General features: G+C 56.1%; 12 protein-coding genes. 7 read left to right on the forward strand and 5 right to left on the reverse strand.

All coding sequences use genetic code 11. The features are described 5' to 3' along the window. Window positions 1-10: 10 nt before the first annotated feature. Window positions 11-3,439 (reverse strand): transcription-repair coupling factor, encoded by a 3,429-nt coding sequence (mfd, locus tag IEW12_RS21435; protein ID WP_188568163.1) that lies wholly within the window; start codon window positions 3,437-3,439, stop codon window positions 11-13. Window positions 3,440-3,562: 123 nt separating this feature from the next. On the opposite strand from mfd, the gene ispD reads away from it, so the two are divergent. The 4 genes from ispD to IEW12_RS21455 all read left to right on the forward strand — a co-directional run bounded on the left by ispD (window position 3,563) and on the right by IEW12_RS21455 (window position 6,288). Next, window positions 3,563-4,312, forward strand: coding sequence for a 2-C-methyl-D-erythritol 4-phosphate cytidylyltransferase (gene ispD / locus IEW12_RS21440; RefSeq protein WP_188568164.1), 750 nt, complete (start codon window positions 3,563-3,565; stop codon window positions 4,310-4,312). An 80-nt stretch (window positions 4,313-4,392) separates the two neighbouring features. After that, window positions 4,393-5,382, forward strand: coding sequence for a hypothetical protein (locus IEW12_RS21445; RefSeq protein ID WP_188568165.1), 990 nt, complete (start codon window positions 4,393-4,395; stop codon window positions 5,380-5,382). 60 nt (window positions 5,383-5,442) lie between these two features. Next, on the forward strand, window positions 5,443-5,964 hold the full coding sequence (ispF, locus tag IEW12_RS21450; RefSeq protein WP_308789153.1) for a 2-C-methyl-D-erythritol 2,4-cyclodiphosphate synthase: 522 nt from the start codon (window positions 5,443-5,445) through the stop codon (window positions 5,962-5,964). 51 nt (window positions 5,965-6,015) lie between these two features. Continuing rightward, the gene (locus IEW12_RS21455; RefSeq protein ID WP_188568166.1) at window positions 6,016-6,288 is read left to right on the forward strand and encodes a DUF4404 family protein; all 273 of its coding nucleotides are present in this window, start codon (window positions 6,016-6,018) and stop codon (window positions 6,286-6,288) included. A gap of 82 nt (window positions 6,289-6,370) precedes the next feature. Here the strand turns inward: IEW12_RS21455 and IEW12_RS21460 are convergent, their stop codons facing one another. Next, window positions 6,371-7,297 (reverse strand): LysR family transcriptional regulator, encoded by a 927-nt coding sequence (locus IEW12_RS21460; RefSeq protein WP_188568167.1) that lies wholly within the window; start codon window positions 7,295-7,297, stop codon window positions 6,371-6,373. Between the two features lie 130 nt (window positions 7,298-7,427). On the opposite strand from IEW12_RS21460, the gene IEW12_RS21465 reads away from it, so the two are divergent. Both IEW12_RS21465 and IEW12_RS21470 read left to right on the forward strand, forming a co-directional pair. Next, the gene (locus IEW12_RS21465) at window positions 7,428-8,306 is read left to right on the forward strand and encodes an intradiol ring-cleavage dioxygenase (RefSeq protein ID WP_188568168.1); all 879 of its coding nucleotides are present in this window, start codon (window positions 7,428-7,430) and stop codon (window positions 8,304-8,306) included. Window positions 8,307-8,308: 2 nt separating this feature from the next. Then, on the forward strand, window positions 8,309-9,370 hold the full coding sequence (locus IEW12_RS21470) for a maleylacetate reductase (protein ID WP_188568169.1): 1,062 nt from the start codon (window positions 8,309-8,311) through the stop codon (window positions 9,368-9,370). Between the two features lie 94 nt (window positions 9,371-9,464). On the opposite strand, the gene IEW12_RS21475 is transcribed toward IEW12_RS21470, so the two are convergent. The 3 genes from IEW12_RS21475 to IEW12_RS21485 all read right to left on the reverse strand — a co-directional run bounded on the left by IEW12_RS21475 (window position 9,465) and on the right by IEW12_RS21485 (window position 12,257). Further along, window positions 9,465-10,625 (reverse strand): iron-containing alcohol dehydrogenase, encoded by a 1,161-nt coding sequence (locus IEW12_RS21475; RefSeq protein ID WP_188568170.1) that lies wholly within the window; start codon window positions 10,623-10,625, stop codon window positions 9,465-9,467. Window positions 10,626-10,836: 211 nt separating this feature from the next. Beyond that, window positions 10,837-11,589 (reverse strand): SAM-dependent methyltransferase, encoded by a 753-nt coding sequence (locus tag IEW12_RS21480; RefSeq protein ID WP_188568171.1) that lies wholly within the window; start codon window positions 11,587-11,589, stop codon window positions 10,837-10,839. Between the two features lie 11 nt (window positions 11,590-11,600). After that, window positions 11,601-12,257, reverse strand: a complete 657-nt coding sequence (locus tag IEW12_RS21485; RefSeq protein ID WP_188568172.1) for a Maf-like protein — start codon at window positions 12,255-12,257, stop codon at window positions 11,601-11,603. Between the two features lie 113 nt (window positions 12,258-12,370). Between IEW12_RS21485 and IEW12_RS21490 the strand changes: the two genes are divergently transcribed. After that, complete coding sequence (locus IEW12_RS21490) at window positions 12,371-12,886, forward strand: YceD family protein (protein WP_188568173.1); 516 nt, start codon at window positions 12,371-12,373, stop codon at window positions 12,884-12,886. Window positions 12,887-12,917: the final 31 nt, after the last annotated feature.

A 12,917-nucleotide genomic window follows, 5' to 3' on the forward strand; every position in this document is an offset into this window, starting at 1 on the left:
TAGTTTAGTCTTAGTGCAATGCGCGCATCGTCGTCTTGACCTGGGCCACGCGGGAGGCCAGGTCAGGCATATTGGCAGTGATGCGCAACTTGTCCTGCCCATTCAGCTTGATGTGCTTGTTTTTCTGTACCAGCTCGATGATGCGCATGGCGTCAATCGGCGGCTGGGGTTCAAACTGCAGGGAAGCGGCTTCGCCGTGCACATCAATCTTGATGATGCCCAGCAGCTTGGCTGCTATGCGCAGCCTGTGCGTTTCCAGCAGCGCTTTCACCGGTTCCGGCAATTTGCCGAAGCGGTCTATCAACTCTTCCTGCATATCGTCTATGGCATCCTGCTTGCTGCAATTGGCCAGGCGTTTATAGATGGACAGGCGTTCATGGACATCACCGCAAAAATCATTCGGCAGCAGGGCAGGGATATGCAGGTTGATCTCGGTCGTTGTGGACAGTGGCGCTGCCAGATCGGGTTCCTTGCCGTTTTTCAGCGAGCGTACCGCCTCATTGAGCATATCGGAATACATCTGGAAACCGATCTCATGCATTTCGCCCGACTGGTTGTCGCCCAGCACTTCACCAGCGCCGCGAATCTCCAGATCATGCATGGCCAGGTAAAAGCCGCTGCCCAGTTCTTCCATTTGCTGAATGGCATCCAGGCGGCGCGAGGCTTGCTTGGTCAGGCTTTGCAGGTCATGCACCAGCAGGTAGGCATAAGCCTGGTGATGTGAGCGGCCTACACGGCCGCGCAACTGGTGCAACTGTGCCAGGCCGAACTTGTCGGCCCTGTGCATGATGATGGTGTTGGCGGTCGGTACGTCGATACCGGTTTCAATAATGGTCGTACACAGCAGGATATTATGCCGCTGCGCAACGAAATCACGCATGACCTTTTCCAGGTCCCGCTCATTCATCTGGCCGTGAGCGACTACGACGCGTGCTTCAGGCAGCAGGGCTTCCAGCATTGCCTTGCGGTTCTGGATAGTCTCTACCTCATTGTGCAGGAAATACACCTGGCCGCCGCGTTTCAGTTCGCGCAGGCAGGCTTCGCGTATTACCGATTCGCCCTCGCTGCGGACAAAAGTCTTGATTGCCAGACGCTTCTGCGGGGCAGTTGCGATGATGGAAAAATCGCGCAAGCCTTCCAGCGCCATGCCCAGCGTACGCGGTATAGGGGTGGCGGTCAGTGTCAGTACATCAACCTCGGCGCGTAGCGCCTTCAGCGCTTCTTTCTGGCGCACGCCAAAGCGGTGCTCCTCGTCGATGATGACCAGGCCCAGGCGCGAGAACTTCACGTCATCCGACAATAGCTTGTGCGTGCCGATCACGATATCTATCGTGCCGTCGCCCATGCCTTTCATCGCTTGCGTAATTTCCTTGGAGGTGCGGAAACGTGACAACTCTGCAATGCGTACCGGCCAGTTGGCGAAACGGTCAGCGAAGGTCTGTGCATGTTGTTCCGCCAGCAGCGTGGTCGGCGCCAGGATGGCAACCTGCTTGCCACCCATGACGGCTACGAATGCCGCGCGCAGCGCAACCTCGGTCTTGCCAAAGCCGACGTCGCCGCAGATCAGCCTGTCCATAGGCTTGCCGGAGGTCATGTCTTCAATCACGGCCTTGATGGCAGCGGCCTGGTCGGCAGTTTCTTCAAAGCCGAAACTGTCGGCAAAGGTCTCGTAATCCCTGGCAGAATACTCAAACGCATGACCCTGGCGCAAAGCACGGCGCGCATACAGGTTCAGCAGTTCGGCAGCGGTATCGCGTATCTGCTGTGCGGCGCGGCGCTTGGCTTTTTCCCACTGGCCGGAACCTAGTGCATGCAAGGGCGCATCATCGGGAGATGCGCCGGAGTAGCGCGAGATTACGTGCAGTTGCGCGACCGGCACATAGAGTTTGGTGTCTTTGGCGTATTCCAGATGCAGGAACTCGGTTTCGCCTTCACCCAGGTCCATGCTGATCAGGCCCATGTAGCGGCCTATGCCATGGTTGCTATGAACGACAGGATCGCCTATCTTCAGTTCGGACAGATCGCGCACCATGTGCTCGACCTGCGTCACGGCCTCCTGTTTTTTGCGTCCTATCCGTTTTCCCGAGCCGGCATACAGCTCGGTTTCTGTAATGAAGGCGAGGTCTTCGGCCAGCATGAAACCGGCGTGCAAAGGCGCGACGCCCAGCACCAGCTTGGAATCTGAGGTAATGAAGTCGGTATAGCCTTCACACAGATCCAGGCTGATATTGTATTCGGTGAAGTATTGCTGCAGGGTTTCGCGCCGGCCCAGAGTTTCAGCGCAGATCATCACGCGCTTGCCGGTTTGCAGCAGGAAAGAACGCAGATTGGTCAGCGGATCGTCGGCCCGGCGGTTGACTGCGACATCGGGAATGGGCGCCGATATTTCCGACGCTGCGCCGCCACTTTGTATGGCCCAGCGAGGATGCGGTTTCAAGGTCGCGAAAAAATCTTCATCGCGCAGGAACAGCGATTCCGGCGGCAGGATGGGCCGCTCGCGGTCGGATTTCAGGAATTGATAGCGGGAGCGGGTATCTACCCAGAAGCGCTGAATAGCCTCGTCAATATCGCCGACCAGCGCAAACGTCGTTTCCTTGGGCAGGTAGTTGAACAGCGTGGCTGTTTCTTCAAAAAACAGCGGCAGATAGTATTCAATACCGGCAGACGCGATACCGTTGCCAATATCCTTGTAGATTGCGGAACGGGAAGGATCCCCCTCGAATTGCTCGCGCCAGCGGCTGCGGAATGCAGTGCGTGCTGCCTCATCCATGGGAAATTCACGGCCGGGCAACAGACGCACTTCCTTGACGGGGTACAGCGAGCGCTGGCTGTCGGCATCAAAAGTGCGTATGGTTTCTATCGTGTCGCCAAACAGGTCCAGCCGGTAGGGCAGTGCAGAACCCATGGGAAACAGGTCGATCAGTCCGCCACGCACCGAATATTCGCCCGGCGACATCACTTGTGAAACATGGGTATAGCCAGCCAGCGTCAACTGGGTTTTCAGCCTGGCTTCATCCAGGGTTTCGCCCTGCTTGAAAAAGAAGGTATAGGCCGCCAGGAAAGACGGCGGAGCCATTCTTACCACCGCGGAAGTGACCGGTACGATCAGCACGTCGCAATGGCCGCTTTGTATCTCGTACAGCGTGGCCAGGCGTTCGGAGACCAGGTCCTGATGCGGGGAAAAGGCGTCGTAAGGCAGGGTTTCCCAATCCGGCAGCAGATGGCAGCGCAAGCTATGGGCCGCACCAAACCAGGGAATTTCATCCAGCAGACGCTGGCCGTCGGTCGCATTGGCGACAAATACCGTCAACAGGCGTTGCTGGGCTTTCAGGGAGGCGGCTGCCTGCGCCAGTGCGTAAGCGTCGGCGGAGCCATGAAGCTGGGGTAAAGCTACTCTGTGTCCGGCCTTGGGTAAAGCTTTTATGAGATCAAATGACATTAGTGAATGACAGCTATGGTCTGCAAAAGAGCCACAGACCCGATTTGACTTTAGAATGAGAGCTACATTATAAACGAAGGCGTATTTTGAAAGCCTTTACATTTACCGCTCAGCTATCACTTAATGAATAGTCCCCAAAGCCTCAAAAAATCTGGTCAGGCCCGTTATTTTGCACTGATCCCTGCCGCTGGCGTCGGTTCCCGCATGGGTGGCGCCACCCCGAAGCAATATTTAAGCTTGTCCGGTGTGCCTATCCTGCAACATACGGTGGACGCCTTCCTGAATACACCGCAAATCGCGCACACTGCCGTAGTGGTCAGTGCCGAGGATGGCTATGTGGATGACGCACTTGGCGTTTCTTCCTTGGCCCGGGCTGATTTGTCCGTTTTCAGATGCGGCGGCGATACCCGCAAGGAATCGGTCAGGAATGGACTGGAAGCGCTGAAAAACCTGCCCGGCCTTGAGATTGCAGAGGATGACTGGGTCCTGGTGCATGATGCGGCCCGGCCGGGACTGACCCCGGCCTTGATCGCCAAACTGATACAGCAGGTGGCGGACCATGCGGTAGGCGGCTTGCTGGCTTTGCCGGTAGTGGATACCGTCAAACGGGTGGCGGGCGGCACAGTCACTACGGTGCCAAGGGATGGCTTGTGGCTGGCACAGACGCCGCAGATGTTCCGCTACCGTGTACTCTGCGATGCATTGGATGCAGCTTCCGAGGTCACTGATGAGGCCAGTGCGATCGAGGCTGCCGGGCTTGTGCCTTTATTGGTTGAGGGGCACGCGCGCAATTTAAAAGTGACCTTGCCGTCTGATCTTGCCTTGGCGCAATTATATGTATCCGGGCAAAATGACGGCGTAAAGCAAAACTGATGCAATTGGCTGGTGCGCAGGATTACGAATAGCAGGCATATAAGCAAGCATACAAGCAGGTTCATAAAAAAGGAGGAGCAATGCGATTCAAGTGGAACATGGCGCGTCTGGCGCTGTGCGCGTTGTTGATTGCAGCCTCGTCGCTGCAGGCCAGCGCGGCGGATCTTTCGTTGGCGCAAAGAGCGCAGGCGGCACAATCGACTGCGGAGGGTAGCCAAAGCTGCCGCTCGGCCAAGCCGTTTTATTGGGAAATAGGCGATGCCGAAAAAACCTTGGCGCACGGCCGGGTCGGCTTGCGGGCGCCGCAGGCGGATACGCTGATGCCGATTGCATCGTCCTCCAAATGGATCTATGCGGCATACGTAGCGGAATTACGGGCAGGGAAGCTGACAGCCGAGGATATTGAATTCCTGACCTTTCGCAGCGGATATACGCGCTTCAAACGCTGCCTGTCGTCCGATACCGTTGATAGCTGCCTGAAAACCCTGACGAATGGAAATCAGGATGCTGCCACCAAAGGAAAATTTTTTTATAATGGTGGCCATATGCAAAAGCATGCGGCGCTGAATGGCTTGGGTGCGCTGGATAATCATGCTCTCGCGGCGCAAATGCGCAAGGTACTGGGAACCGGCATTCCCGTGTCTTTTAGCCAGCCTCAGCTTGCGGGCGGCATTGTCGGCAGCGCCAGCACCTATGCCGATTTTCTGCGCATGCTGTTATCCGGCAAGCTGGCGCTGTCTTCCATGCTGGGGTCGCATGCAGTCTGCACCAACCCTGCAACTTGCGATCAGGCGGCGAGTACGCCTATCCCGTCGCGCCTGAGCTGGCATTACAGCCTGGGGCACTGGGTGGAAGACGATCCGCAAAATGGCGATGGCGCATTCAGCAGTGCCGGCCTATTCGGTTTTTATCCCTGGATAGATGCCAGCCGGACCTACTATGGGGTGATTGCGCGCGCCAACTTGCTGGGTGCCATATTGAGTGGTGAGGGCCAGCGGCCAGCGCTGGAATCTGTCGAATGCGGACATCAGATACGCAAGGCCTGGGCCACTGGTGCGGCGCAGGGCTGAATGACATAAAGCCTGCATGGTCGGGCAAGAAGAGCACTTTTAATTTGAAGCAAGGATGCAATGACTACACCAACACCATCGTTACCACCGATACCGCCGATGCCACCATTTCGCATAGGCCAGGGCTATGATTGCCACGCGCTGGTGCCGGGGCGCAAACTGATCATTGGCGGCGTAACTATTCCGCACAGCACCGGCTTGCTGGGGCATTCCGATGCGGATGTCTTGCTGCATGCGATCACCGATGCGCTATTTGGCGCGGCTGGACTGGGCGACATAGGCCGGCATTTTCCAGATACCGACAAGCAGTTTTCAGGTGCCGATTCGCGTGTCTTGCTGCGTGAGTGCGCTGCCCGCGTACGCCAGGCCGGTTATCTGATCGGTAATGTGGATGCAACCATCATCGCTCAGGCGCCGAAAATGGCGCCGCATATAGGCTCCATGGTGGAAAACATCGCAGCCGACCTGGGCCTGGATGCAAACAGGGTCAATATCAAGGCCAAGACCAACGAGCGTCTGGGCTATCTGGGCAGGGAAGAGGGCATTGCTTCAGAAGCAATAGCGCTGGTCTTTAATGCCTAGACGTACTAAACTGAAAGTGTAAATATTCCCAGAGCCAAAAGGAGACCGGGCATGGACAGAGAAAATCTGAAGGACTTACTGAAGCAACTGCATGAAGGTCTTAATTCCACCGATGAAGTGGATGGCGAGCTCAAAACCTTGCTGCAGGAACTGGATGGCGATATCCAGCATCTGCTGAGCGCCGAGAAATCGCCGGATGATCCTATCTTTGCGGGATTGACCGAACGCTCGCAGGCTTTATCTGCGCAGTTTGCTGCCAAGCATCCGCGCCTGGAGCCGGTGCTGAGGGAGTTGGGTGGGATGCTGGAAAAGATAGGCGTCTGAAGCCATTGCAGGCGGTGCTTATTTTCTGCATCTGCAAACAAAAGCGCCCGAAAGGGCGCTTTTTTCTTGTGCAAAGATTTTTTTAATTTGCAAATTTAGCTGTCCACTTGCGCTCGAAATCCATGTCCTGGAAATGCTGGACGATAAAATCAATGAAGACCCTGGTTCTGGCGGGCAGGTGGCTGCGATTCTGGTACGCGATATTGATCGCCAGCCGCGGCAAGTCCCAGTCGTCCAGCACCGGCACCAGGCGGCCGGCAACAACGTCGTCAAAGACTATGTAGTTGGGCTGGACCAGGATGCCCAGGCCTTCCAGTGCCGCTGAGCGCAAGATCTGGCCGTCGTTGGCTTCCAACAGGCTCTGCACTTTGACGATCCTGGTCTTGCCATCGCGGCTGAGGTGCAATTCGCTGGGGTTGTTGGCATGGGTGTAGGTCAGCAGCTTATGGGCGGATAGTTCTTCCAGCCTGGTTGGCGTGCCGTTGCGCGCAAGATAGGCCGGGGATGCGGCCAGGATGCGCCGGGTCCACGCCAGCTTGCGCACGGTGATATTGGAATCGGATTCATATTCCTTGGTCCTGATTGCGATGTCTATGCCGCTCTCTATGAGGTCGAAGTAGCGGTTTGCCGCATCCAGTTGCACATTAATTTGCGGATAGCGCCGCGTAAATTCCGGTAGCAGCGGTGCAATATGCTTCATGCAAAATGACAGTGACCCGGTAATTCGCAAGGTGCCGCTGGCGACGACCGTGGTTGCGCTGGTGGTGGCTTCCGCCTCTTTCATGTCGGCCAGTATGCTCTTGCAGCGCCGGTAAAAAATCTCGCCGGCCTGTGTCAGCCCTAGCCGCCTGGTGTTGCGTTCCACCAGTCGGGCGTTCAGCCGGTTTTCCAGCGAGACCAGTCCGCGGCTGGCTGCCGCATTGGACATGCCCAGGGCCTCTGCCGCGCGGGACAGGCTGCCCAGCTCCGCCGTTTGTACAAACAGCTCAAATTCGCTCCAGCGATCCATGTTCCTCTACTCTCAGCTTCTCAGTTTTCCACTCAGCGGAAAAGACATTTGCAAAATCGCCATTTTCTTCCAATATTGATGCGTTTATAGTACCTCAGGCAATGAAAAAGAGTCGATGGAGACACGAAACATGAGAAATTTGGACGAAGACAATATTACCCAGGCCGTGCTGGCCCGCCATGCGGCGATGCCGGATGAGCGGCTGCGCGAGATCATGACCTCGCTGGTGCAGCACTTGCATTCCTTTGCCCGCGAAGTGAAGCTGACCGAGGAAGAGTGGTTTGCAGGCATACAATTCTTGACCGAGACCGGGCAGATATGTTCCGACAAGCGGCAGGAATTTATCCTGCTGTCCGACACCCTGGGTTTATCGATGCTGGTCACAGCGCTGAATAATCGCAAGCCGCAGGGCTGTACGGAATCGACGGTATTCGGTCCTTTTCACGTAGAAGGTTCTCCGGAATATGCGCTGGGCGATAATGTTGCTGAAGGCGTAAAGGGCGAGCCCTGTTTCGTGCGCGGTACCGTACGCGATATCAACGGCGAACCGGTACCGCATGCCAGCATGGAAGTATGGCAGGCAGATGCCGACGGGTTTTATGACGTGCAGTATGAGCATCTGGAAGCTCACCAGGGGCGCGGAACTTTCCGCAGCGGCCCGCAGGGAGAATTCCATTTCCGTTCCGTCAGGGCCGAGGCCTATCCTATTCCTTACGACGGCACAGTGGGTCGCATGCTGAAAGCGCTGTCGCGCCACCCGTGGCGGCCTGCGCATCTGCATTTCCTGATCAAGGCGGAGGGCTATGAAACTTTGATTACCCATGTATTCCGCGACGGCGATCAATATCTGGATTCGGACGCGGTATTCGGCGTGCGCTCTTCCTTGATTGCCGATTGGGTGTGGCATGAGGCCGGTATTGCGCCGGACGGCAGCCGTGTTGACGTACCGTTTTATACGCTGGACTTCGACTTTGTGTTGAATCCAGTACAGGCTGGCAAGGCAGCATAGACATGCAAAATTTTATTTACAGCGGTAGTTCTTCCCGTATCGTGTTTGGCGCCAGCAGCTTGCAGCATCTGGTGCGGGAAGTGGAGGCGCTAGGGGCGCAGCGGGCGCTGGTGCTGTGCACACCGCGCCAGCGCGAAGGGGCGCAGCGTATCGCTGAACTGCTCGGTAACCGCTGCGCCGGTATTTTCGACGGTGCAGTAATGCATGTGCCGATAGAAGTGGCCCGGCAGGCCAGGGAGCATGCACAGGCGCTGAATGCCGATTGTGCGATTGCCGTCGGCGGCGGTTCCACGATAGGCCTGGGTAAGGCAATCGCACTGGAATCGTCCTTGCCTATCCTGGCGATCCCGACCACCTATGCCGGCAGCGAGATGACGCCGATTTACGGCATTACCGAAGCCGGCTTGAAAAAGACCGGCCGCGATGCGCGCGTGTTGCCGAAGACCGTGATCTACGATCCTGAGCTATCCTTGGATTTGCCTGCGCAGATTTCCGCGACCAGCGGCATCAATGCGATAGCCCACGCCGCAGAGGGCCTGTATGCGCACGACGGCAATCCCATCACTTCGCTGATGGCGCAGGAGGGGATACGCGCGCTGGCGCAAGCCTTGCCCCAATTGATGGATGCGCCGCATGAGTTGGAGGCGCGCAGCGCAGCTTTGTATGGCGCATGGCTGTGCGGCTCGGTGCTGGGCAGCGTCAGCATGGGTCTGCACCATAAACTGTGCCATACGCTGGGCGGCAGCTACGGGTTGCCACATGCCGAGACGCATACCATCGTCCTGCCGCATGCACTGCACTACAATGCGCAGGCGGCGCCGGTTGCGATGCAGCGCATTGGTGATGCCCTGGGAGCATCCGGCGCTGCCCAGGGTGTGTATGATCTGGCGCTGTCGCTGAAGGTGCCTATGAGCCTGAAGGAAATCGGCATGCCGGAAGCGGAGCTGGATCGTTGCAGTGAAATTGCAACGCAAAATGCGTATGCGAATCCTCGACCGATTGAAAAAGCAGCGATACGCGCGCTGCTGGAATACGCCTATCATGGCAGACGGCCGGGAATGTAAAGCCGTGTCGGACCACGCAAGCCAAAATAAAAAGCCCGCCGAAAAAAAATCGGGGGGCTTTTTGATTTGTTGCTGATTAAAGCTTAGCGCAAAATTACAGACTCAATTCCAACACTTTGCGGCTGACATCCAGCGTGACATCGCGGTTTTCGCCCAAGGCCACCATGCGGTGATTTTCCAGTGCCGACAGGATAGGATCGATGTTGCCGGCATTGAGCGAATAATCGCCCAAACGGGTCTTGACGCCGACTGACTCAAAGAATTCCTGAGTGCGGGCAATTGCGGCATCTATCCTGCTGTTCTCGTCGCCGTCGCGCAGATCCCATACGCGCTCTGCGTATTGCAGCAGCTTGGCGCGCTTGCTTTCCTTGCGCACGCGCAGCATGCTAGGCAAGACGATGGCCAGGGTTTGCGCATGATCCAGGCCGTGCAGCGCCGTCAGCTCATGGCCTACCATATGCGTAGCCCAGTCTTGAGGCACGCCGGTGGAAATGACGCCATTCAATGCCATCGTGGCGCACCACATGATATTGGCGCGGGTGTCGTAGTCTTCCGGATTGGCCAATGCTTTCGGGCCTTCTTCGATCAAGGTCCGCAACAAGCCTTCGGCAAACCTGTCCTGCACCGGCGAGTTGACCGGGTAAGTCATGTACTGTTCCATCACGTGTGCATAGGCATCGACCACGCCGTTGCCGATCTGGCGTACGGGCAGGGTAAAGGTCGTGGTCGGGTCCAGCACCGAGAATTGCGGGAAGCAATGGCGGCTGGAGAAAGCCATCTTCGCCTTGATCGATTTGCGGGTAACGACGCTGCCGCTATTCATTTCAGAGCCGGTTGCCGGCAATGTCAGCACAGAGCCGAAAGGCAAGGCCTTGGTGATATTGCTGCCGCGTTTTTCCAGGATGGCCCATGGGTCGTCGCCTTCAAAACAGGCCGCCGCTGCGACGAACTTGGTGCCGTCAATCACGGAACCGCCGCCGACTGCCAGCAGGAAATCAATGTTTTCTTTCTTGATCAGATCGACCGCACCCATCAGGGTTTCGTAGGTCGGATTGGGTTCGATGCCGGTGAACTCGACGACGGAGCGCGAGCCCAGTGCCGCCATCACCTGATCAAATACACCGTTTTGCTTGATGCTGCCGCCGCCATACAAAACCAGTACTTTCGCGTCCGCAGGCACGACTTTATTCAGGTCGGCGATGCGGCCTTTTCCAAACAAGATCTGGGTAGGGTTGTAAAAATCAAAATTCAGCATTCCGGTCTCCTTGGAAAAAAATGGGGAGGCTCCGCTTGCCAGTGAAGTATTGCTTGCGGAGCCATGCCTGTGTGTTGTTGCTTATGATTGTTTATATGCTACTCAGCACGCTATGCTAGCGCATATCCGGGATTAAGGTTGAAGCAGGCTTCAAACAGCTAAAAATATAGTCCCGGTTGCGGTGAGGCTAGTTCCGGGCTGATTGCCTGATTTAGTCCGCCAGGAATAAAAACACAGTAGGTTTTTTATGGAAATCCGGTGCTTGCCCTGATTTCAGGCGCGCTTTCCACTCGGTCGCGGTTTTGGTCTGCACGGATTCGGTCGGCAGGCTGAGGTCGGTGGCAACACAGATCAAAGTGTTGCTATTGCAGCTAGTCGCCAACGCTTCCAGCATGGCGGCGTTGCGATAGGGTGTTTCTATCAGCAACTGGGTTTGCTTCTCTTTCTTTGAACGCTCCTCCAGTTCCTTGATGCGCTTGCTGCGCAGGGCGGCATCGGTTGGTAAGTACCCGTGAAAGGCGAAACTTTGTCCATTCAGGCCGCTGGCCATCAGGCTCAACAACAGTGAGGAAGGGCCGACCAGTGGCCTTACCGTGATGCCGCGCTGATGCGCCAGACGCACCAGGTTGGCGCCGGGATCGGCGACTGCCGGAACGCCGGCTTCCGAAATCAGGCCGGCATCATGGCCCGCAACTAACGGCGCGAGCAAGGCTTCGAGGTCTTTTTCCGGGGTGTTGACGTTCAATTCGCTGATCTGGATTTCTTGCAAGGCTCTGCCCAGCGGGTGATTTTGCGCCAACAGTTTCAGGTAGGCGCGGGTGGTCTTGGCGTTTTCTGCAATCAGGTAAGGCAAGTTGGCGCTCATGCTTTGCACCGTGTCGGGGATGATGCGTGCCAGCAGGCCTTCCTGTTGGCCTTCTGAGTAACCCAGCGTATTGGGAATGAGATAAAGTGTGCCTGGCATTTTCTTGAAATTTAATTATTTTGTTGGATGGTTGATGGATTGCTGCCGGCGAAGAAGTTTACTCCTGCATGACGCAGCATCGTCGTTAGTGCAATCAACGGCAGGCCGGTCAGGGCAGTGGGGTCGCTGCTTTCTATCTTCTCTATAATAGCGATGCCCAAGCCCTCATTTTTTGCGCTGCCGGCGCAGTCATACGGTTGTTCTATATGCAGGTAAGCGTCCAGCTCGGCATCCGGCAAATCACGGAAGCTGACCAGGGTTTGTACATTGATCAATTGTGTGCCGTATTCCGATTCCGGCGCGGCTGCATTGAGCAGGCACAGGGCAGTATGGAAAATGACTTCGCGCCCGCGCATTTTCTGCAATTGTTTCAATGCGTTGGCATGATCGCCCGGCTTGCCGATTTGTTCACCGTCCAGCGTGGCGACCTGGTCTGATCCTATAATCAACGCATCGGGTGCCTTCCTGGCGATGGCGAGTGCTTTTTCCTTTGCCAGTCGCAGGGCGGTTTGTTCCGGCGTTTCGCCGGCACGTGGGGTTTCGTCGATATCGGGGCTGATGACTTCGAAAGGTAATTGCAATCTGGATAAGAGTTCGCGGCGGTAAATCGAGCTGGAGCCGAGGATAAGCCTTGTTTTGGGCTTGCCGGCAAGGGTGTTGAGTGACATTTTTATAATTTTGCTTGAATAAATGTGTGTGCTTCGCGGATAATGTCGCTAAGTCTTTGACGAGCAAGGTGCATTCCTGTTATTATCGCAGGTTTTCTGGGTTCAAATATCCTATGCAAGCAATTGTGATCGACGCCTTTTCGTTTTGCCAACTCAAAGAGCACCGCGAAGGTAGCATCCTGATCGCAGATTTGCCTCGTCTTTCGGCAGAGAGCGCATCCAATAGCGGTGCTCTTGATTGGTCATTGACAGGCGGCACGGATAAGATGGGGCACCCACAGTTGATTCTGACTGTAAAAGGTGCCGTGCAATTGATGTGCCAGCGTTGCCTGACACCCTTTGCTTTTGACGTCGACTCGGAATCAGTATTGATACTCGCCAAAACCGAAGATAATGCGGATGAAATTGAAGCATTGCTGGAGGATGACGAGATTGATGTAGTAGTGGGCAGCAAGACATTCAATGTCATCGATTTGATAGAGGATGAGGCGCTGCTGGAAATACCCCAATCGCCCAAACATGCAGTATGCCCCAAGGATTCTCCAGAGGCAGTAGCGGTTGAAGCTCATGCAAACAGCAAGAAGGAATCACCGTTCGCTGTGCTGAAGAACATCAATGGGCGTACCTAGTGGCATTATTCTGAAATAACACGTAGGTCGG

Source organism: Parundibacterium terreum (assembly GCF_014636315.1).
Classification (GTDB): Bacteria; Pseudomonadota; Gammaproteobacteria; order Burkholderiales; family Burkholderiaceae_D; genus Undibacterium; species Undibacterium terreum.